Annotated in this window: 21 protein-coding genes; 8 read left to right on the forward strand and 13 right to left on the reverse strand. The window is 74.1% G+C overall.

The genetic code is table 11. From position 1 onward, the window contains the following. Nucleotides 1-72: 72 nt before the first annotated feature. On the reverse strand, nt 73-369 hold the full coding sequence (locus tag AMK25_RS18505; protein WP_073829606.1) for a MoaD/ThiS family protein: 297 nt from the start codon (nt 367-369) through the stop codon (nt 73-75). Next, complete coding sequence (locus tag AMK25_RS18510; RefSeq protein ID WP_073829607.1) at nt 366-1481, reverse strand: WD40/YVTN/BNR-like repeat-containing protein; 1116 nt, start codon at nt 1479-1481, stop codon at nt 366-368. Before AMK25_RS18510 ends, AMK25_RS18505 begins: the two co-directional genes overlap by 4 nt. 163 nt (nt 1482-1644) lie before the next feature. On the opposite strand from AMK25_RS18510, the gene AMK25_RS18515 reads away from it, so the two are divergent. Beyond that, the gene (locus AMK25_RS18515) at nt 1645-2055 is read left to right on the forward strand and encodes an MmcQ/YjbR family DNA-binding protein (protein WP_043324249.1); all 411 of its coding nucleotides are present in this window, start codon (nt 1645-1647) and stop codon (nt 2053-2055) included. Between the two features lies 1 nt (nt 2056). Here AMK25_RS18515 and AMK25_RS18520 read toward each other — a convergent pair whose 3' ends face one another. Continuing rightward, on the reverse strand, nt 2057-2593 hold the full coding sequence (locus AMK25_RS18520; RefSeq protein WP_073829608.1) for a GNAT family N-acetyltransferase: 537 nt from the start codon (nt 2591-2593) through the stop codon (nt 2057-2059). 108 nt (nt 2594-2701) lie between these two features. Here AMK25_RS18520 and AMK25_RS18525 point away from each other — a divergent pair, with 108 nt between their 5' ends. Further along, on the forward strand, nt 2702-3580 hold the full coding sequence (locus tag AMK25_RS18525; RefSeq protein WP_073829609.1) for an alpha/beta hydrolase family protein: 879 nt from the start codon (nt 2702-2704) through the stop codon (nt 3578-3580). Between the two features lie 60 nt (nt 3581-3640). Beyond that, nucleotides 3641-4057, forward strand: coding sequence for an ASCH domain-containing protein (locus AMK25_RS18530; protein ID WP_073829610.1), 417 nt, complete (start codon nt 3641-3643; stop codon nt 4055-4057). A 25-nt stretch (nt 4058-4082) separates the two neighbouring features. Here AMK25_RS18530 and AMK25_RS18535 read toward each other — a convergent pair whose 3' ends face one another. Continuing rightward, a complete protein-coding gene (locus AMK25_RS18535; RefSeq protein ID WP_073830010.1) occupies nt 4083-5210 on the reverse strand; it encodes a CaiB/BaiF CoA transferase family protein in 1128 nt (375 codons plus the stop codon). Between the two features lie 111 nt (nt 5211-5321). Between AMK25_RS18535 and AMK25_RS18540 the strand changes: the two genes are divergently transcribed. Beyond that, nucleotides 5322-6722, forward strand: a complete 1401-nt coding sequence (locus AMK25_RS18540; RefSeq protein ID WP_073830011.1) for an acyl-CoA synthetase — start codon at nt 5322-5324, stop codon at nt 6720-6722. A 49-nt stretch (nt 6723-6771) separates the two neighbouring features. After that, the gene (locus AMK25_RS18545) at nt 6772-7509 is read left to right on the forward strand and encodes a zf-HC2 domain-containing protein (RefSeq protein ID WP_073829611.1); all 738 of its coding nucleotides are present in this window, start codon (nt 6772-6774) and stop codon (nt 7507-7509) included. Nucleotides 7510-7599: 90 nt separating this feature from the next. Here AMK25_RS18545 and AMK25_RS18550 read toward each other — a convergent pair whose 3' ends face one another. Together AMK25_RS18550 and AMK25_RS18555 are read right to left on the reverse strand one after the other, a co-directional pair. Then, nucleotides 7600-8166, reverse strand: a complete 567-nt coding sequence (locus AMK25_RS18550; RefSeq protein ID WP_073829612.1) for a sigma-70 family RNA polymerase sigma factor — start codon at nt 8164-8166, stop codon at nt 7600-7602. A gap of 152 nt (nt 8167-8318) precedes the next feature. Beyond that, nucleotides 8319-8792 (reverse strand): molybdenum cofactor biosysynthesis protein, encoded by a 474-nt coding sequence (locus AMK25_RS18555; protein WP_073829613.1) that lies wholly within the window; start codon nt 8790-8792, stop codon nt 8319-8321. A 91-nt stretch (nt 8793-8883) separates the two neighbouring features. Between AMK25_RS18555 and AMK25_RS18560 the strand changes: the two genes are divergently transcribed. Then, nucleotides 8884-10125 (forward strand): hypothetical protein, encoded by a 1242-nt coding sequence (locus AMK25_RS18560; protein ID WP_241826406.1) that lies wholly within the window; start codon nt 8884-8886, stop codon nt 10123-10125. Between the two features lie 193 nt (nt 10126-10318). Here AMK25_RS18560 and AMK25_RS18565 read toward each other — a convergent pair whose 3' ends face one another. The 5 genes from AMK25_RS18565 to AMK25_RS18585 form a co-directional block, all read right to left on the reverse strand. After that, nucleotides 10319-11404 (reverse strand): PIN domain-containing protein, encoded by a 1086-nt coding sequence (locus AMK25_RS18565; protein ID WP_073829614.1) that lies wholly within the window; start codon nt 11402-11404, stop codon nt 10319-10321. 35 nt (nt 11405-11439) lie between these two features. Further along, on the reverse strand, nt 11440-11664 hold the full coding sequence (locus tag AMK25_RS18570) for a hypothetical protein (RefSeq protein ID WP_073829615.1): 225 nt from the start codon (nt 11662-11664) through the stop codon (nt 11440-11442). Between the two features lie 127 nt (nt 11665-11791). After that, complete coding sequence (locus AMK25_RS18575; protein ID WP_073829616.1) at nt 11792-13381, reverse strand: DHA2 family efflux MFS transporter permease subunit; 1590 nt, start codon at nt 13379-13381, stop codon at nt 11792-11794. 311 nt (nt 13382-13692) lie between these two features. After that, nucleotides 13693-14328, reverse strand: coding sequence for a DUF305 domain-containing protein (locus AMK25_RS18580; RefSeq protein WP_083664758.1), 636 nt, complete (start codon nt 14326-14328; stop codon nt 13693-13695). After that, on the reverse strand, nt 14313-15062 hold the full coding sequence (locus tag AMK25_RS18585) for a lytic polysaccharide monooxygenase (protein ID WP_073829617.1): 750 nt from the start codon (nt 15060-15062) through the stop codon (nt 14313-14315). The genes AMK25_RS18580 and AMK25_RS18585 overlap by 16 nt, the downstream gene beginning before the upstream one ends. 246 nt (nt 15063-15308) lie before the next feature. On the opposite strand from AMK25_RS18585, the gene AMK25_RS18590 reads away from it, so the two are divergent. After that, nucleotides 15309-17366, forward strand: coding sequence for a cellulose binding domain-containing protein (locus AMK25_RS18590; RefSeq protein ID WP_073829618.1), 2058 nt, complete (start codon nt 15309-15311; stop codon nt 17364-17366). 7 nt (nt 17367-17373) lie between these two features. On the opposite strand, the gene AMK25_RS18595 is transcribed toward AMK25_RS18590, so the two are convergent. Beyond that, entirely contained in the window at nt 17374-18222 is an 849-nt protein-coding gene (locus tag AMK25_RS18595; protein ID WP_073829619.1) for a phosphatase PAP2 family protein, read from the reverse strand. Nucleotides 18223-18296: 74 nt separating this feature from the next. Further along, a complete protein-coding gene (locus tag AMK25_RS18600; RefSeq protein WP_073829620.1) occupies nt 18297-19937 on the reverse strand; it encodes an MDR family MFS transporter in 1641 nt (546 codons plus the stop codon). A gap of 121 nt (nt 19938-20058) precedes the next feature. Here AMK25_RS18600 and AMK25_RS18605 point away from each other — a divergent pair, with 121 nt between their 5' ends. Next, the gene (locus tag AMK25_RS18605) at nt 20059-20649 is read left to right on the forward strand and encodes a TetR/AcrR family transcriptional regulator (protein ID WP_073829621.1); all 591 of its coding nucleotides are present in this window, start codon (nt 20059-20061) and stop codon (nt 20647-20649) included. The last annotated feature ends 53 nt before the right edge of the window (nt 20650-20702 follow it).

Below are 20702 nucleotides of genomic sequence, written 5' to 3' on the forward strand. Positions count from 1 at the left end.
CGTCCGGGATCTGCGACAGGTCATGGACCGTCAGACGTGGCCGCGGCGAGCACGGTTCCCGGCCGGACGCGCTCAGCCGCCGGCCATCGCGCCGAGCACGATGAACGGCTCCTTGCCTTTGACGACCTCCTCGGGCAGCGGGTCGTCCGGCGACTCGTTCGACAGGTCCAGCTCGCAGGCGTAGAAGCGGACGAACGGCCGGCGCTTCCCGCTGTGCCGGTCGCGGATCGTGCCGAGCAGCATCGGATACGCGGCCTCCAGCGCGTCCAGCACCTCCCGCTGGGTGGGCGGCCCGGCCACCTCGACGCGTACCTCGTTGGTGACGTGCGCCAGGTTCTTCAGGTGCGCCGGCAGCACCACCCGGATCACGGCAGCACCTGGACCTCGACCGAGAGCACGCCCGGCAGGTCCCGCACGATCGGCGCCCACGTGTCGCCGCCGTCGGCCGAGTGGTAGACCTGACCGCCGGTGGTGCCGAAGTAGATTCCGCAGGGGTCGAGCGTGTCGACGGCCATCGCGTCGCGCAGCACGTTGACGTAGCAGTGCGACTGCGGCAGCCCTTCGGTCAGCGGCTCCCAGTGCTCGCCGCCGGTGCGGCTGCGGTAGACGCGCAGCTTGCCCTCCGGCGGGTAGTGCAGCGAGTCGCTGGTGATCGGCACCACGTAGACCGTCTCCGGCTCGTGCGCGTGCACCGCGATCGGGAAGCCGAAGTCCGTCGGCAGGTCGCCGCTGATCTCCCGCCAGTTGCCGCCGGCGTCGTCGGTGCGCATGACGTCCCAGTGCTTCTGCATGAACAGCGTGTCCGGCCGGGACGGGTGCTGGGCGAGACGGTGCACGCAGTGCCCCACCTCGGAGTCGGTGTCGGGGATCTCGCCGGAACGCAGTCCCTTGTTGATCGGCAGCCAGCTCGCGCCGCCGTCGTCGCTGCGGAACGCGCCCGCCGCCGAGATCGCGACGTAGATCCGGTCGCGGTCGGCCGGGTCGAGGATGATCGTGTGCAGGCACATCCCGCCCGCGCCGGGCTGCCAGGACGGGCCGGTCGGATGCTGCCGCAGCGCGGTCAGCTCGGACCACTTCTGGCCGCCGTCGGTGGACAGGTAGAGGGCGGCGTCCTCACCGCCCGCGTACACGGTGTCGGGGTCGTGACGGGACGGCTCCAGGTGCCAGATCCGCTTGAACTCCCACGGGCGCGGGGTGCCGTCGTACCAGAGGTGCTGCCCCACCTCGCCGCTGTAGGCGAAGTCGTTGCCGACTGTCGTCCAGTTCTGGCCGCCGTCGTCCGAGCGCTGGATCAGCTGCCCGAACCAGCCGCCGGACTGGGACGCGTAGAGCCGGTCCGGTTCGACAGGTGAACCTGTGAGGTGGTAGATCTCCCATCCGCCGAAGTGCGGTCCGTCGACCGTCCAGTCGTCGCGCTTGCCGTCCGACGTCAGAATGAACGCGCCCTTGCGCGTGCCGACAAGTACCCGTACGCCGCTCATGTCTCGTCCTCCATCCAGGTGTCTTCCCTGCACTGACCGCGCGCCTTGCCGAAACTCATCGTCGTGGTACTCCCCGGCTGTGACATTTCTCCGCCGGACGCGCGGCGGCCGGACGCCACGCCGGTGCGGCGGGAATGTCGGGGGCTGCGGCTAGCGTGCGGGCATGACCGGCCCCGGAGACGTTCCGCCCGAGCACCTCGACCGCCTGCGCCCGGTCTGCCTCGGCCTGCCGGACGCCTACGAGGAGCCGGCCTGGGTGGGCGTGCGGTGGCGGGTGCGCGGCCGCACGTTCGCCCACGTGCTCACCGTCGACCCCGGCCACCAGGCCGCGTACGCGCGGGCGGCGGCGACCGACGAGCCGGTGTGCGTGATGACGTTCCGCTCCCCCGGCGACGAGATCGCCGGGCTGCTCGCGGCCGGGCCGCACTTCTTCAAGCCGGACTGGGCCGCCGACGTGGTCGGCCTGCGGCTGGACGCCGACACGGACTGGACCGAGGTCGCCGAGCTGCTCACCGAGAGCTACTGCGTGCTGGCCCCGAAGAAGCTGGTTGCGCTCGTCGACCGGCCGGGCTGAGTCAGCCGAGCTTCTTGCGCAGCGTCTCGAACGCCAGGTCCGGCCGCAGCGGCACGCCGAAGCGCTCGTCGCCGTACGGGAACGGGCTCAGCTCGCCGGTGCGGACGTAGCCGCGCCGCTCGTACCAGGCGATCAGGTCGTCGCGCTGGACGATCACGGTCATCCGCATCTCCCCGGCGTGCCACTGCTCGGCCGCGTAGCGCTCGGCCTCGGCCAGCAGCTCCCGGCCCAGGCCGCCGCCCTGCCGGCCGGGGCTGACCGCGAACATCCCGAAGTAGACGTGGTCGTCGCGGCGTTCCAGCTGGCAGCAGGCGAGCAGGTCGCCGTCCTGCTCGGCGACCAGCACCACGCCGTCCGGGGCGGTGACCGCCGAGGCGACCATGTCCGGGTCGGTGCGCTGCCCGGCCAGCAGGTCCGCCTCGTGGGTCCAGCCCTGCCGGCTGCGCTCGCCCCGGTACGCCGACTCGATCAGGTCGACGAGGGCGGCCACGTCGCCGGGGCGGGCGACCCGGACGGCACGGGATGCGGGGCTGGTCATGGCGGTTCTCCACGGTCGCGACTGCGTACCTGGTCAGCGTACGCACGCGGGCGTTGCCGACGGCGGCCGGGACCACCGGGCGGGACGGCTGGTGGTTCACTGCCCGGCATGGAGACGACAATCGGCGCGGCGGGACTGCCGGGAGTGCTGGACCTGCCGGCCGGGCCGGTACGCGGCGGCCTGGTGGTGCTGCACGGCTCGCACGCCGGGCAGCGTTCCCACTTCCTGTACGCGCACCTGGCCCGGCTGCTGCCTCCGGCCGGGATCGCGGTACTGCGCTACGACCGCCGCCCCCGCGTCGACGGGCACGACGTGCCTCTTGCCGACCAGGCCGAGGACGCCGCCGCCGCGCTCACCGAGCTGCGCCGGCACGTCGGGACGGTTCCGGTCGGGCTCTGGGGGTTCAGCCAGGGCGCGTGGGCGGCGACGCTCACCGCCACCCGGCACCCGGTCGACTTCCTGGTCCTGGTCGGGTGCAGCGCTGTGAGCCCGGCCGCGCAGATGCGCTACGCGACGGCCGAGCAGCTCCGCCGCCACGGCTACGGGCCGGCCGACCTGGCCGACCTGGCCGAGCTGCGCCGGCTGGCCGAGGGCTACCAGCGCGGTGAGGTGTCCCGCCCGGCGGCGCAGGCGGCGCTGGACGCGGCGGCACGTCGGCGGTGGTTCCCGCTGACGTTCCTGCCCGCCGAGCTGCCGGAGCGGCCCGGCACCTGGACCGACATGGACTACGACCCGGCGCCGGTGCTGGCGCGGCTGACCGGCCCGGTGCTGCTCTGCTGGGGCGAGACGGACGCCTGGATCCCGATCGAGGACAGCCTCGCGGTGTGGCGGCGGACGGCCCGCGACGCCGAGCTGACAGTGGCCCGGCTGGCCGGCTGCGACCACGCCCCCACGCTCGGGGAGCGCGAGGATCTGGACGGCGTCAGCCCGCAGTACGAGCGGCTGCTGCTCGACTGGCTCGACCGGACGCTGCCGCCGCCGGGCTGAGTGGCCGGGCGCCGCAGAAGGCGGTCGCCCGCCCCGCGTGGCCCGGCTACGCTGCCGCGCATGGACGCCGATCTGCCCACCTTCGAGTTCGCCTTCCCGGGCCCGCTGCGCGACCAGCTCGTCGCCGCCGTGCTCGACGGCAGCAAGACCACCACCACCGGGCTGGTCCAGGACTACGAGATCGACGGCGAGCCACTGCCGGCCGTCGGCAGCCGCTCGGCGGTCATCGACTCCGACAACCGGCCGGTGGCGGTGATCGAGCTGGTCGAGGTCCGCGTCGCGCGCCTCGGCGACGTCGACCTCGACCACGCGCGCGACGAGGGCGAAGGGTTCGACACTGTCGCCGCTTGGCGGGCCGGTCACGAGCGGTTCTGGCACGGCGACGACTACCGCGGCTGGCTCGGCGACCCCACGTTCACCGTCGACGACGACACCCTTGCCGTGCTGGAACGCTTCCGCCTGGTCGAGACGCTCTGACCATGTGCCCGGCCGACGCGCCGGCTCAGGGGGCGGCGAGCCAGGCGCGCAGCTGGTCGCCGTGCTCGTCCAGCTCCGGCGGCGGCAGCTCGTAGCGGGGCGGCGCCCCGGACAGGCCGATCGGGTTCCGGATCCCCGGCACCCCGCCGGTCGTCACCACCGGCTCCAGGCCCAGCCCCTGCGCCAGCGCCACGCCCTCGGCCACCGAGTTGATCGGGCTGCACGGCACGCCCCCCGCGCGCAGCTCGCCGAACCACTCCGCGCTGCCGCGCCGGGACAGCGCCGCCACCAGCAGCGGCCGCAGCTCGTCGCGGTGCGCGGTGCGGTCGGCGTTGCGCCGGAACCGCTCGTCGTCGGCCAGCTCCGGCACGCCCAGCACCCGGCAGAGGGTACGGAACTGCGCGTCGTTGCCGGCGATCACCACCAGTTCGCCGTCGGCGGTGGGCAGCGGCTCGTACGGCACGATGCTCGGGTGCGCGTTGCCCATCCGGTGCGGCTGCGCTGCCCCGGCGACGTGCGCGCTGGTGTGGTTGACCAGCCCGGACAACGCCGAGGAGAGCAGGTCGACTGTGACGTGCTGCCCACGCCCGGTCGACTCGCGGTGCCGCAGGGCGGCCAGGATCCCGACCGCCGCGTGCAGCCCGGCGATCACGTCGAACACTGCGACGCCGGCCTTGTAGGGCGGGCCGTCCGCGTCCCCGGTGAGGCTCATCAGCCCGGCGGCGGCCTGCACCATCAGGTCGTACCCGGGCAGGTCGGCGCCCCCGGCGGCGCCGAAGCCGCTGATCGAGGCGTAGACCAGGCGGGCGTTGCGGGCGGTGACCGTGTCGTGGTCGAGGCCGAAGCGGCGCAGCGCGCCCGGACGGAAGTTCTGGATCAGCACGTCGGCCCGGTCGGCCAGCCGGTGCGCCAGCGCCAGGTCGCCGGGGTCGGTCAGGTCGAGCACCAGTGAGCGCTTGTTGCGGTTGACCGCCAGGTAGTAGGTGGAGACGTCGTCGCGCACCGGGGGCCGCCAGCCCCGGGTGTCGTCGCCGCCCGGCGACTCCACCTTGACCACGTCCGCGCCGAGGTCGGCCAGGAGCATCGTCGCGTACGGCCCGGCGAGGATCCGGGAGAAGTCGGCGACCAGCACCCCGTGCAACGGACCCGACATGCCCATCCCTCCCTCGCCGCCGACCACGATGACACATTCCTGACGGCGGACCGGGCAGGGGTGGCCCGTCCGGCTACGGTCACGTCAGGGACGTACCGGAAAGGGGTGCCCGTGCCGTTGCTCAGCCGGCTCGCCGAGGCCACCGACGAGCGTCCGGGCGCGATCCGGGTGCAGGACCGGTCGCTGTCCTGGGTGGAGCTGCGCCGGGCGGCCGCCGCGGTCGCCGACGACCTGCGCGGCGCGGCCCGGGTGGCGGTGCCCGCCACGGCGAGCCTGGAGACGGTGGTCGGCGTGGTCGGCGGGCTGCTCGCGGGCGCGGCGGTGGTTCCGGTGCCGCCCGACGCGGGCCCGATGGAACGCGACCACATCCTGCGCGACTCCGGCGCGGAGCTGCTGCTGGCGGCGCCCGGCACGTGGGAAGCCGATTCGCCGCCGCTCGTGCCGCTGGACCTGGCCCGGCGCTCGGACACCAGGCACCCCGAACCCGACCCGGCGGCCGCCGCGCTGATCCTCTACACCAGCGGCACCACGGGCGCGCCCAAGGGCGCGGTGCTGTCCCGACGCGCGGTCGCCGCCTGCCTGGACGGGCTCGCCGACGCCTGGGCCTGGACGCCGGACGACCTGCTGGTGCACGGGCTGCCGCTGTTCCACGTGCACGGGCTGGTGCTCGGCGTGCTCGGCCCGTTGCGCGTCGGCAGCCGGCTGCGCCACGTCGGCCGTCCGCACCCCGACCGGTACGCGGGCGCGGGCGGCTCGCTGTACTTCGGCGTACCCACGATCTGGTCGCGGATCGCGGCGCAACCCGCGGCGGCGCGGGCGCTGCGCGGCGCCCGGCTGCTCGTGTCCGGCAGCGCGGCGCTGCCCGAGCCGGTCTTCGCGGCGCTGGCCGGGCTGACCGGGCACCGGCCGCTGGAGCGGTACGGCATGACCGAGACGCTCGTGACGGTGAGCGCCCGCGCGGACGGTCCCCGGCGGCCCGGCACTGTGGGTGTGCCGCTGCCCGGCGTGCACACGCGGGTGCGCGACGAGCACGGCGACCCGCTGCCCGCCGACGGCGCGGCCATGGGTGAGCTGCAGGTACGCGGCGGCACGCTGTTCGACGGCTACCTGAACCGGCCGGACGCCGACGCGGCCACCCGCACGGCCGACGGCTGGTTCCGCACCGGGGACGTCGCGACGGTCGACCCGGACGGCGCCCACCGCATCGTCGGCCGGGCCGCCACCGACCTGATCTCCAGCGGCGGGTACCGGATCGGGGCGGGCGAGGTCGAGGACGCGCTGCTGGCCCATCCGGGCGTGCGGGAGGCGGCAGTGGTCGGCACGCCCCACCCCGACCTGGGGCAGCAGGTCACCGCGTACGTGGTCGGCGACGGCGTGACCGAGGCGGAGCTGATCGACTTCGTGGCGCGGCACCTGTCCGCGCACAAGCGCCCCCGGCAGGTGCGGCTGGTCGGCGCCCTGCCCCGCAACGCGATGGGCAAGGTGCAGAAGACCCTGCTGACCGAGGCGTGACCCACACCCCGCCGGGAACCAGCGCGCCCCTCCCGACGACTATCCCTACATGGCGTGTGAGCAGTGGCGGGAGATCCTGTCGGCACAGCTGGACGGTGAGGCGTCCCGCTCGGAGATCGAGGCGGCCGAGGCGCACCTGACCGGGTGCGCCGGCTGCCGGGGCTGGTTCGACTCGGCCGCGGCGGTCACCCGGCGGGCCCGTACGCAGCTCGCCCCGCGCGTACCCGACCTGGTCGACGCGGTGCTCGCCGCCGCGCCGCCGCCCCGGCCGAGCCGCCGCCAGCGGATCGCGCTCGGACTGCGCGGGGCGCTCGGACTGCTCGGCGCGGTGCAGCTCGTGCTCGGCCTGGCCCAGATCGGCCGGGAGGCGGTCGTCGCGCACGCGCACGCCTCCGGCCAGCACCTGTGGCACGAGTCCGCGGCGTGGAACGTGGCGGTCGGCGCCGGGTTCCTCTACGTGGCGGCACGCCGGTCCACGCCGTCCGGCCTGCTGCCGATGCTCAGCGCGTTCGTCGCCACGCTGGTGCTGCTGTCGGTGAACGACCTGATCACCGGTCAGGTGGCGATGACCCGGCTGGTCAGCCACGGCTTCCTGCTCGTCGGCTGGGCCGTGATGCTGGTGCTGTCCCGGCCGGGCTGGCGCCCCGGCGACACGCCGCCCGGGCGGGGCCGGTCGAGCGGATCGCGGTGGGCGCTGCGCGCCGAGGAACCGGCAGCGCCGGCGCCGCTGCGGCTGGTGCAGCCGGGCCCGTACCCCGCACAGGCCCGCGACCGGCGCGCCGCCTGACGCGCAGGGCTGGGCCACCGGCTCGGCGCCGTACTGACGCGGGGCCGCGCGGAGCCCGGACCACCGGCGGCCGGCGGCGGCGCGCGGGTGTCAGCGGGCCCGGCGGTCGTGGACGTCGCCGGACCAGGCGGCGGCCAGGTCCTCCCGGGCGCGGGCGACCCGGGACCGGATGGTGCCGACCGGGCAGCCGCACACCTCGGCGGCCTCGGCGTAGGACAGGCCCAGCACCTGGGTGGCCACGAACGCCTCCCGCCGGTCCGGGGCGAGCGCCGCGATGAGCCCGCGCAACACGACCCCGTCCTCCCCGCCGCGGGTCACCGCCCCGGCCGCCTCGGCGGCGGTCTGCCAGTCCGCCAGCGCGGCCGTCCGGGGCCGCGCGGTCGCCGTCCGGACGTGGTCCACCGCGACCCGGCGGGCGATGGTGAAGACCCAGGTACGCGCCGACGACCGGCCGGCGAATCCGGGCAGGCTGCGCAGCGCGCGCAGGAACGTCTCCTGGGCCAGGTCATCGGCCTCGGCCGGACCGGCCAGGTGGGCGAGGAACCGCCACACCGGCGCCTGGAGCGCACGGACGAACGCGGCGGCGGCCAGCCGGTCGCCGCGGGCGGCGCGCCGGGCCCACCCGGTCACCTGCTCGTCGTCGGCGTCCGGGCTCATCGGCGGCCGGCCCCAGGGCCCGACATGGTCATGCCGGACGGTACGGATCCGCAGCCCGCTCGGTTCATCCCTGGCGTCCCTCCTGCCACCGGGCCTGACTGTCGGCGACCACCGGTTGGTCGGCCGGCCGCCCGGAAAAGTTCCCGAACCGGTCAGTCGTCGACGCGGACGGTGACCGGCCCGACCCGCAGGACGCCGTCGGTGAGCGGCGCGCAGCGCACGCCGCTCCGGCGACGCATCGCCTTCCAGGTGCCGGGCGCGACCACCACGTCGAGCCAGGCGCACGGCGGCGCGGCCCGGTGCACCCGCAGGCGGACGGGACCGTCACCGGAGTCTAGGGTGAGCACCCGGCCGACCAGCTCGTCCACCGGGATGCCGTCGGTCAGCACGTTGCGCCGCAACTGGGTGAGGTCCGCGCCGGGCGGCAGCGACTCCCGCGCGATCAGCGTGACGCTCGCCTGGCGGTGCGCCGGACGGCCGAAGTAGCGGTCACCGACGATGCCGAGTCCGGCGCGCACCTCCACCCGCTCGACCAGTTCACCCGGCGGCGCGGGGGCGGGCCCGTCCGCGGGGCGGCCCACGTACCGGTGCACGGGCGAGGCCAGCAACTGGACGATCCGCGGCATACCCCGAAGTGTAATCGCGGGCATACCACCGCTAAACCGGACGATAGCCGCGCTCACGTATCCATGCCGTACGCAGGCCGTTGTACCAGGTGTGACGGCGAGGCGACCCGACGCGATCGGGGCTCATCCCCGGCGGCGGCTGACCTGGGCGCGGCGCGAGAACGAGCGCCGGCGCCAGGCGTACGAGACGGCGGCGCGGGCCTGGCGGCGGCGCGCGGAGCACCTCGACCGGCTGCGGATCGAAGCGGCAGACTTCCACGGATGCGCCCTGCCGGGCACCGCGCTGCCGGTACCGCTGGACGACGGCGAGGTCGTCTACCGCATCCTGCCCACCGTCGACCTGGTCGAGGCCACGGCCCGGCACCTGCCCGGACTGTCGGTGCCGGGCGGCACGCTCGCCGGCTGTCTCGACCCGGCGGAGGGCCCGCTACCGGCGGGGCTGCGCCTGGTCGCCAGCGGCGCCGCAGTGGTGACCGACCGGCGGGTGGTCTTCGCCGGGCCCGACGTCGGGCGGGAGTGGCCCCTGCGGAGTCTGCGCAGCCCCGGGCACCACCCCGGCCGTCCGCTCACCCTGCTGCACGGCGCCGACGGCGGCGCACCGGCGGGCCTGCGCGTGCCGGCGCCGGGCGCGGCTAACGCCCGGTTCTACCTCACCCTGGCCCACGCCGACGCCACCGGCACCCGGGAGGCGGTGGTCGAGGACGTCGAGGCGCTGTGGTCCGCCCACCGGGCCGCCCGGCCCCGCCCTCCCCGGCCACTCGGGCCGTACGACGCCCCCGCCGAACGAGCGCTCCCTCAGCGGCTGGCGGCGGCGGGCGTCACGGCGGTGGCAGTGCTGCTGGGCGTCACCTCGGCCGGCACCTGGACGGCGACCGCCGGGCAGACCGATCCGGCAGGCCGAACCGCCGTCCACCCGGCGACTGCTCCCGCGCCGACCGTCTCGTCAGCGCCGCCCGCGGCGACTCCGGCCGGCCCGCCGGCTTCCCCGGCGCCCCGGCCGCCCCGGCCCGCGCCGCGACCTCCGGCCGCCGGTTCGGGTGATCGAGTCCTCAGCACCGCGCCACCTGTCGCCGGTTCCCCGTCGACGCACGTCGGCGACCGTCCGCCCGCGCCAGTCGAGCCGTCCGGCCCGCCCGCCGCCGGTCCGGTGACCCCGGCGCCGAGCGTGAGCCCGACGGCTGATCCGGTTCCGACCGGCGAACCCGATCCCACAGCGGAGCCGAGCCCGTCCGCCGCATCAGCCGAGCCGAGCATCCTGGACCTGGTGGGCCTGCCCCTCGGCCTGGACGTCAGTTCCGGCGCAACAGCCCAGGCGGACGCGACTCTCCCCTGACCTCGTCCCCACGCTGCTCTCCCGCTTCCCCGCCGTCCCTCCCTCGCCGTCACCGCCCTCTCCCTCGCCGTCGATCTTGCACTTGACGCCCCGCACATGCCGGATTCATCCCGCTTCAGGCGGGCCGAAAGTACAAGATCGCGGGACCGAGGGGCGAGGGCGAGGGCGAGGGGCGGGCGGGTGGGGTGGGGGGTCAGGGGGTGTGGGGGGTGAGCAGGTAGTCGCCGTCTTCGGGGCTCCAGCGCAGCTCCACGGCGCCGCCCGTCGCGGCCGCCTTGCAGAACTGCAGGAAGCCGCGATATCCGAGCTTCTTCTCGCTGAAGTCGGGCCGGGCGCGCCGGAGCTGGTCCTTCAGCCCGGACAGCGCCACAGTGCCGCCCTCGCCGGCCAGGTCCACCACCACTGAACGCAGCAGCCCGAACGCGACGTCCCGGTCTCCCTGTTCCGGAAGCGACACCTCCGGGTCACCCTTCGCCGGCCCCGCCGCCAGCTCCACCACGTTGCGCGCGGCGAGGTGACGCAGCAGCTCGCCGAACGTACGGAAGCCGTAGTCGGACTCGCTGAACGTGGGGTCCTTGCGCAGCAGCGCGCGCTTGAGCGCGGACGCGGTCACGTCGCCGCTCGAGCTGCCCTGCATGCCGGCCACTGTCTGCACGAGCTGGACGGCGAGTGTGTCGACGTCCCGCGCCCGCCCCTCCTCGGCCGGCGCGGCCTCCGCCAGCGGTTCCACCGCCGGTTCCGCCGCCGGACCGGGCGGCGCCGTCCGGGCCGGACGCGACCGGCGGGCGGCCGGCGGCGGTACGTCGACGCCTTCGAGGCGGTCGTAGTAGAGGAACTCGTCGCAGGCCGGCGGCAGCAACGCGGAGGTGGACTTCTCCACCCCGACGCCGATCACCCGCTTGTTGAGTTCGCGCAGCTTGTGGACCAGCGGGGTGAAGTCGCTGTCGCCCGTGCAGATCACGAACGTGGAGATGTAGCCGCGCTCGAACGCCAGCTCGACCGCGTCCACCGCCATCTTGATGTCCGCGGCGTTCTTGCGGGAGGCGCCCATCCGCTGCGGAATCTCGATCAGCTCGACGTGCGAACGGGTGAGCATCCGCCGGTCCTCGTCGAAGTACGACCAGTCCGCGTACGCCCGGCGCACCACCACCCGCCCCCGCTCGGCGAGGGCGTCGGCGATCGGCCGGAAGTCGAACGCACCGCCACCGTGGTGGTCGCGTACGCCCAGGGCCAGGTTCTCGTAGTCGAGGAACAGCGCGATGCGGTCTTCGTGATCCACACTGGCAGCCTAGCCCGGCCGGGCCGCCGCGCCGGTCAGCGCCGCTCGTCGCGGTACACGGTCTCGCGGCGGGCCAGGCGCTGGATCGCGTAGCTGCTCACCAGGAGCAGCAGCGCCAGCACCACCTCGACGCCGGCGACCGTGCCGGTGGCGACGGTGAGGCCGAGCAGCAGCAGGATGATCCCGACGACGGCGAGCAGACCCGCGAGCAGCAGGCGGTTACGCCGTCGCGCCGACCGCTGCGCGTCGTCTGCGCTCACGCTGCCCGCCTCTCCCCTGCTCCTGTGCCGATCGTAGGCGCTCGCCGTGGCCCGGGTGGCGGGTTGGCCGCGCGGACACGGCACGGGGCCGGACGCCTGGGCGTCCGGCCCCGTGTCACGGCGGCGGTCAGTGGATCGGTACCGCCATCGGGCGCTTGTCCTCGCCCGTCTCGCCGTCGAGCAGGTGCGACGGCTCGCGCCGGCGCGGCAGGAAGGCGGCCGGGACGAAGGTGAGCAGCACCAGCCCGAACGCGACCCAGAACGTGGTCGAGAAGGCGCCAGCGGCGTAGTCGAGCCCGCGCTCGATGAGCGACGGCGGCACCGGGAACTGCTGGATCAGCTCGGGCCGCTGCTGCGCGGCGATGGCGAGCTGGGACTCGGTCAGCGGGGCGCCGGTGCCCGGGTCGGTCACGCCCGGGATCGGCCGCGAGCCGTTCAGCTCGCTGGTGAGGATGACCGACATGATCGCGGCGCCGACCGATCCGCCGATCTGCTGGAGGATGTTGACCAGCGTGGAGCCGCGCGCCACCTCGGCGGCGCTGAGTGTCTTCAGCGCCGAGGTCATGATCGGCATCATCGTGCCGCCCATGCCGAGGCCCATCACGAACAGCGAGCCGCAGAGCAGCCAGTACGAGGTGTCGGTGCCGAGCTGCGTGAAGGTGAAGAACCCGGCTGCGATGAGGACCAGCGCGAAGGGGACCGTCCGGCCGACCGGCACCCGGTCGGCGAGCATGCCCGCGATCGGCATGGTCAGCATGGCGCCGATGCCCTGCGGCGCGATCAGCAGGCCCGCCGCGAGCGTCGTCTCGCCGCGTACCTGCAGGAAGTAGCTCGGGAACAGCAGGCCAGCGCCCATGAACGCGATGATGAACACGAACATGGTGATCGAGGCGATGGTGAGGTTGCGGTTGCGGAACAGCCGCAGGTCGAGCAGCGGGTGCCGGGGCCGGAACGAGTAGGCCACGAAGGCGACCACGAGCGCGCCGCCGGCCAGCATCGGCAGCCAGACCTTGGTGTCGGCGATCGTGCCGGTCTCCGGCAGCGTGGAGATGCCGTACAGGAACAGGGCCAGGCCCGGCGAGAGCATCAGCATGCCGAGGAAGTCGAACGACTGGGACGGCTCGGCGTTGTCCTTCGGCAGGGCGAGCTGGGCGTAGATCAGCGCGACCACGCCGATCGGCAGGTTGATCAGGAAGATCCAGTGCCAGCTGGCGACGTCGATCAGCCAGCCGCCGAGGATCGGGCCGGTGATCGGGCCGAGCAGCATCGGGATGCCGAGCACGGCCATCAGGCGGCCGATGCGGTGCGGGCCGGCGGCCCGGGTCATGATCGTCATGCCGAGCGGCATGAGCATGCCGCCGCCGAGACCCTGGACCACACGCCAGGCGATCAGCTCGCCGATCGAGTCGGCAGTGGCGCACAGCCCGGAGCCGATGGTGAACAGTGCCAGCGCCACCATGTAGAGGCGTTTCGTGCCGAACCGGTCGGCGGCCCAGCCGCTGAGCGGGATCACCGTGGCCAGCGCGAGCGTGTAGCCCGTCATGGTCCACGCGACGCGCGCGTACGAGGCGTCGAAGTCGCTTTGGAACGTCGGGAGCGCCACGCTGACGACTGTCACGTCGAGGATCGACATGATCGCGCCGAGCACGACGACGCCGGCCACCTTGAGCACCGCGGCGTCGAGTTTTGTCGACGTCGCGACGGGTTGCTGGGTCACTTACGGTCTCCTGGATCCGGTTCGGCTGCGGGAAGGCGGGGGGGCGCCACGCACCGTCCGGGCGCGGGCGGAACGTGCGGCGGGGCGACGTCCGGCGGGAAGCCTAACCACGACCGGTGACGCGCCGCGGCGGGTTTTGCCGACCGGCGAACGTCCCCGACCTGCGCGCGGCCCCACGGCGGGCCGGCGGCTCACGGAAAAGGGTGGTTGCGCGCCGATTCGTGCGGCTGGGCGGGACCGCGGGCGCAACGGCGACGTGACGAAGGTCATCACGCGTCCGGGCAGCTCGGGGCGCATGCCGGCGCGCCGTTTCAGCCCATCTGACCCATCAGTTCGATCTCGGCGGTCCGGGAGCGCTCGACCCGGCGGGCCAGCTCGCGTACCCGCTCGCTGGTGCCGGCGGTGACCTGGGCGCGAGCCAGGTCGGCCGCGGTGCGCTGGTGCCGGCTCAGCACGTCGAGCAGCACCCGGTCGGTGTCGGCGGGCGCGGCGGCGCGCAGCCGGGCCAGTCCGGCGGCGGCGTCGCTGTGCGCGGAGTGGTCGTGCCGGGCGGCCGCGGCGGCGGCCGACGGGCCGGCGTCGCGCAGCCACTCGCGCATGGTGGCCAGTTCGTCGGTCTCGGTGGCCCGCACGGCGGCGATCAGCGTGCGGATGCGCGAATCGGTGACGCGGTCGAGGCCGAGCCGGACGATCTCCAGCGTCTGCTCGGTGTGGGCCACCATCATGGCCAGGAACAGCGCGTCGATCCCGCTGACCGTGGCGTCCGCGCCGCCGCCCGGGACCGGGGCCGCGGCGGACGGGGACGGATCGGCGGTGGGCGGGCCGCCGCAACCAGGCAGCGCGAGCCCCGCCGCGAGCACCACGCCGAGCAGGGCGGCGGACGCGCGGCGGAGCCGGGGACCGGCCGGCTCCGCCGCGCGGGTACGCGGCCTCAGATCTGCTGCCACAGCGCCGGCACGTTCGGCGGCTCCCAGCCGGCGATGGCGGTGTGCGCCTGGCGGCAGCGGTAGGTGCGGCCGTCGTAGGTCACCGTGTCGCCGACCTGGTACGTCCGCCCGGCCGTCCACGTGCCGCCCGGCGCCGGCGTGCTGGTCCGGGTGGGCGTGGGTGAGGGGGCGGGGGTGGTCGGCGCCGCCGTCGGGGTGGGCGACGGGGTCGGGTTGCCGCCACCGCCGCCGATCTGCAGGTCGACGCAGGAGTAGAAGGCGTTGGCGGTGTCGGAGATGTTCCAGATGGCGAGCAGCTTCTGCCGGCCGGAGAAGCCGCCCAGGTTGACCGTGTGCGACACGGTCGCGCCGGGCTGGCGGCCGCCGCCGTCGACCACCGCGACCCGGGTGCCGCCGATCCAGTACTCCCAGTTGGCGGTGGCGTGCCGGGCGGTGTTGACCCAGGTGAACGTGACGGTGCTGCCGACCGAGGTGGCCGGCCAGTTGCGGCTGTCGTCGTTGAGCACCGCGAACTGGGCGATGCCGGCGTGGCAGCTGCGCAGGCCCTTGGGGCCCTCGACGCTCTGCGGCTCGTACTTGATCTGGCCGCAGTCGGGCACCCGGTTCTGCGCGCAGAGCGCCTGGCGGCTGGGCGGCGAGGAGACGTAGCCGTGAGCCTGCGCGGGCGCGGCGAGCGCCAGCGTGCCGGTCACGGCGCCGGCGGTGAGCAGCGGGAGGGTGATTCTTCGGCGCATGGTGGCAACTCCTTCAGGGGGAACGGAAGGTGCCCCGAACATAAATTAAACATTGTTAACAGTAAAGACTCCTGTCTATAAATTAAGCCCTGCACTCCCCGGCGCCGGGCGTATGATCCTCGTCGATGGCTCGCCGCGCGGAGCCGATCGTCGTTCGTGGGCATCCCGCCGCCGTCAGGCGTCCGGGAGGACGACGCAGAACCGGGCACCTCCCTGTCGTTCCACTCCCCCGAAGGACATCCCCGGATGAGAAGACCCACTGCGTTCGCGGCCGCCCTGCTGCTGCTCGCCACCGCGCTCGGCACCGCCGGCGGGCCGGTCGCCGCCGCCGACCCCACCGACCCGGTCACCGTCACCGTGAACACGCGCGCCGGGCTGGCCACCGTCCCGGCCACCGCGCTCGGCGTCAACCACGCCATCTGGGACGCGCAGCTCGGCAGCGCCGAGACGTCCGACCTGCTCAAGGCGGCGGGCGTGAAGATGCTGCGCTACCCCGGCGGCTCGTACGCCGACATCTACCACTGGGAGACGCACACCGCGCCCGGCGGCTACGTCGCGCCGAACACCGACTTCGACACGTTCATGGCCGGCGCCCGGCGCGTCGGCGCCGAGCCGATGATCATCGCGAACTACGGCACCGGCACGCCCGCCGAGGCGGCGGCCTGGGTCCGCTACGCCAACGTCACCAAGGGCTACGGCGCCAAGTGGTGGACCGTCGGCAACGAGAACTACGGCAACGGCCACTACGGCTCGGCCTGGGAGGCGGACGACCACCCGGACAAGAGCGCTTCCCAGTACGCGCGGCTGGTGATCGAGTACGCCGACGCGATGAAGGCGGTGGATCCGAGCATCAAGGTCGGCGCGGTGCTCACCATGCCCGGCAACTGGCCCGACGGGATCACCGCCGGGTCCGACCCGGGACCGTGGAACCAGACCGTGCTCTCCCTCGCCGGCCCGAAGATCGACTTCGTGGACGTGCACTGGTACCCGGGCGGCAACGCCGCCGACTCGCTGGCCCGGACCAACCACCTGCCCGACGCGGCCTGGCTGCTGCGCCAGCAGATCGCCAAGTACGCCGGCCCCGGCGCCGACCGGATCGGGATCAGCTTCACCGAGCTGAACGTGGACGCCGGCCGCACCACCGCGCCCGGCGCGCTGTTCCTCGCCGACGCCTACAGCGGCCTGCTGGAGCAGGGCGTCTTCACGGTGCAGTGGTGGAACGTGCACAACGGCATCGGCACGGTCTCCGAGGTGGCCGGGCAGACCGACTACGGTGACTTCGGGATGCTGTCCAGCGGCAACTGCACGAGCGACGGCGAGGTGTGCCAGCCGCCGTTCAACACCCCGTTCGCGCCGTACCACGCGCTGTCCATGATGAACCTGTTCGCCCGGCCCGGTGACCAGCTCGTCCGCGCCGGAACCGACCAGCCGCTCGTCGCCGCGCACGCGGTCCGGCGGCCGGACGGCAGCGTCGCGGTCCTGCTGCTCAACAAGGACCCGGACACGGCGTACCCGGTGGCGCTCGACTACGCCGGTTTCACCCCGGCCGACGAGGCGCCGACAGTGCACACCCTCGCCAACGGGGCGACCGGGATCAGCACCGGCCGCTCGGGCAGCGCCACCGTGCGCACGCTGCCGCCGTACTCGCTGACCACGCTCGTGCTGCGACCGGCCGGCAGCTCGGCCGGGCGGCCCGGCGCCCCGGGCCGGCCGACGGCGAGCGCGGTGACCGACCGCGCGGCGACCATCTCCTGGCCGGCGGCCACGCCGGGCGCGTCCCCGATCGCCAAGTACGAGGTGCACCGGCAGTACGGCGCGGTCAGCGAGCAGCTCGGCGAGACCGCCGGCACGTCGCTGACGGTGGGCAACCTCGAACCGGGTGCCCGCTACACGGTCAACGTGCTCGCCCGGGACACCGCCGGGCGGGTCTCGTGGTCGTCGCCGCCGCTGACCTTCGCCACCGGCAGCCCGGCCGAGAGCTCCTGCGCGGTGCGGTTCAACGACGACAACGACTGGGGCAACGGGTACGTGGCCAACGTCGAGGTGATCAACACCGGCGCGAAGGCGCTGGACGGCTGGACGCTCACCTGGACCTGGCCGACGGCCTGGCAGCAGGTGAACAGCGGGTGGAGCGCCACCTGGGACCAGCAGGGCCGCAACGTGCGGGTCACGCCCACCGACGACAACCGGCGGCTCGCCGCCGACGGCGGGAGCACCACCGTCGGGTTCGTCGGCGCGTACAGCGGGCCGAACGTGCCGCCGGGCGCGTTCCGCCTCAACGGGACGGTCTGCACGCTGCGCTGACCGGTCCTCAGCCCCGGCCGGGTGGCCGGAGCCGCACGTCGGCCGCCGCCGGGACCCTCGGGTTCCGGCGGTGGCCGGCGCGGCGCGGCGCGGGGACCAGGTGCGGACGCACCGGTCCGGCCGCCTCGACGAGCGCGGGCCGCTCCGGCGCGGGCCGGGGCAGCACGGCCAGGATCACCACGAGCAGCGCCATCGAGACGAGGCCGTCGAGCCAGTAGTGGTTGCCGGTGACCACCACCACGAGCGCGGTCACCAGTGGATGGACCAGCCAGAGCCAGCGGCGGCGTCCGGCGGTGACCGCCATCAGCGCCAGCGCGATCGCCAGGGCCCAGCCCACGTGCAGGGACGGCATCGCCGCGTACTGGTTGCTGAGCTGGTCGGTGTCGGGCGGTCCGTAGACGCTCGGGCCGTAGCGGGTGCCGGTGTCGACCAGGCCGGTGAGCTCGGTCAGCCGGGGCGGCGCGAGCGGGACGCACACGTGCAGCACCAGCGCCACGGCGGTCAGCGCCGCCAGGGCGCGCCGCAGCCGCAGGTAGTGGGCCGGGCGGCGCAGCCAGAGCCAGACCAGGCAGAGCACAGTGGCCGGGAAGTGGACGTAGGCGTAGTAGCTGTTCGCCAGCCGCATCAGGATCTCGTGCGGCAGCAGCGGCCCCTGCACCGCCGCCTCGTCCGGCAGGCGCAGCAGCCGCTCCAGGTGCCAGATCCACTCGCCGTTCGCGAGGGCCAGGTCGGCGTGGTCGGCCACCACCTGCCGGCCCGCCTTGTAGACGAGGAAGAGCACGGCGACGAGCGCCAGCTCACGCGCGGCCCGCCGCCATGCGGCGAGGCGCGGGGGCACGGCCCGCGTGGTGTCCACGGCTCCTCCTTCGGTGCCTCCCGGCACGGAACAGGGCCGCCGCCGGGGTCGGCGACGGCCCTGGGGGTACGGGCTCAGCGGCGGGCGCGTTCCTCCCGGCCGGCCGAGTCCACGCTCACCTCGTCGAAGGCGGGCGCGCCGTCGACGGCGTCCGCTCCCACCGCCACCGACCGGCCGGTGTCCGGCAGGTCGAGGCTGGAACGCAGGGTGACCGGGCGCAGCAGCAGCGCCGCAACGATACCCACCACCGCGATGGCGGCCGAGATCAGGAAGATGTGCCCCGTTGCGTCCCCGTACGCGGCCCGCACGATCTGCCGTACCGGCTCGGGCAGCGCGTCGAGGTTGAGCGTGCTGCCGCCGCCTCCACCGGAGGCGGGGATGCCGGCCGCGGCGAGGTCGCCGGTGATCCGGTCGGTGACCCGGCGGGCCAGCACCGCGCCGAGCACCGACACGCCGATGGTGCCGCCGAGCGAGCGGAAGAACGCCACGCTGGCGCTGGCCGCGCCGATGTCCTTGAGAGAGACCGTGTTCTGCACCGCGAGCACCAGGTTCTGCATGGTCATGCCGACGCCGACGCCGACGATGAACATCGCGATGCCGACGAAGACGAGCGACGTCTCGTGGTCGATGGTGCCGAGCATGGCGAACCCGATGACCAGCACGACCGCGCCGAACACGATGTACGGCTTGACCTTCCCGGTGGCGGTGATCATCCGGCCGGCCACGATCGAGGAGAGCAGCACGCCGACCATCATCGGGATGGTCAGCAGCCCGGCCTCGGTCGGGCTGTAGCCGCGGCCGATCTGGAAGTACTGGCCGAGGAAGACCGCGCCGCCGAACATCGCCATGCCGACCGCGAGGCTGCCGAGGATCGCCAGGGCGGTGGTGCGCTCGCGGACGATGTGCAGCGGCACCACCGGCTCGGCGGCCCGCGACTCCACCCAGACGGCGAGCGCGAGCAGCAGCACCGCGCCGCCGACCATGGCGCCGGTCTGCCAGGAGGCCCAGGCGAACGAGTCGTCGACGAACGAGATCCAGATCAGCAGCACGCTGACCCCGGCGGCGATCAGCGAGGCGCCCAGGTAGTCGATCTTGACGTTGTCCCGGCGCGCGGTGGGCAGGTTCAGGGTGATCTGGAGCAGGAACAGCGCGACGACCGCGACCGGCACGCCGACGAAGAAGCACCAGCGCCAGCCGAGCCACGAGGTGTCCACGATCAGGCCGCCGAGCAGTGGGCCGCCGACGGTGGCCAGCGCCATCACGCCGCCCAGGTAGCCGTTGTAGCGGCCCCGCTCGCGGGGCGGGATCATGGCCGCGATGGCGACCTGGACCAGCGCCTGGAGGCCACCCACGCCGATGCCCTGGAAGGCCCGGGCGCCGATGAGCTGCCCGGCGCTCTGCGCGAAGCCGGCCGCGACCGACCCGACCAGGAACACCACGATGGCGATCTGGATCAGCAGCTTCTTGTTGAACAGGTCGGCCAGCTTGCCCCAGATCGGGGTGGTCGCGGTCGCGGTGAGCAGGGTGGCGGTGACCACCCAGGTGTACTGGGTCTGCGAGCCGTTGAGCGATCCGATGATCTTCGGCAGAGCTGTCGAGACCACGGTGCCGCTCAGCATGGCCACGAAGAGCACGAGCAGCAGACCGCTGAGCGCCTCCAGCGTCTGCCGCTTGCTCATGGGCGCGGCCTCGGCCGTCGCGGTGGGTGCGCTCATGCGCGCGTCCTCCAGGTGTGTCGATGCGTGTTGGCCGCTTCGTTGCCTCAAGCAATCAACACTAAACCTTGCCCGTCGGGCAAGTTTGCCCATTGAGAAATGGGTCACCTACGCTTGTCGCATGGAGGAGTGCACCGGGCTGCGCGAACGGAAGAAGGCGGCGACGCGTCAGGCGTTGCACGAGGCGGCGCTGTCCCTCGCCGTCGAGCACGGCCCCGACCGGATCACCGTCGAGGCGATCGCCGACGCCGCCAACGTCTCGCGGCGCACGTTCTCCAACTACTTCAGCGGTAAGGAGGAGGCCCTCTTCCACGGCGACACGCTGCGGCTGCGCCGGCTCCTCGCGCTGGTCGCGGAGCAACCGGCGCAGCTGCCACCGTGGGCCGCGCTGACCCGGGCCGCCCTGGCCCAGGCCGAGGACGGTTACGACGACCCGGCCGAGCCCTGGCTCAACCGGCGCCGGCGACTGCACGGCCAGCCGAGCCTGGCCGCCCACCAGGTCGCCGCGTACGCCGCGCTGGAGCGGGAGATGGCCGCGGAGCTGGCCCGCCGTCTCGACGGACCCCAGGCGGCGCTGCGGGCCCGGATCATCGCCGCGACGTTCCTCGCGTCCCTGCGGATCGCCGCCCAGGAGTGGCTGGAACACCCCGGGCGGCCGTTGCGCGACGTGCTGCGCGACGTGCTCGCCCACGCCGCCCCGGCAGCCGGCTGAGCGCACCCCGGTCCGCCGCGCCCGGTCGGAGCGGTGGAATGGCCGGCGATTGC

Source organism: Micromonospora sp. TSRI0369 (assembly GCF_001905625.1).
Classification (GTDB): Bacteria; Actinomycetota; Actinomycetes; order Mycobacteriales; family Micromonosporaceae; genus Micromonospora; species Micromonospora echinospora_A.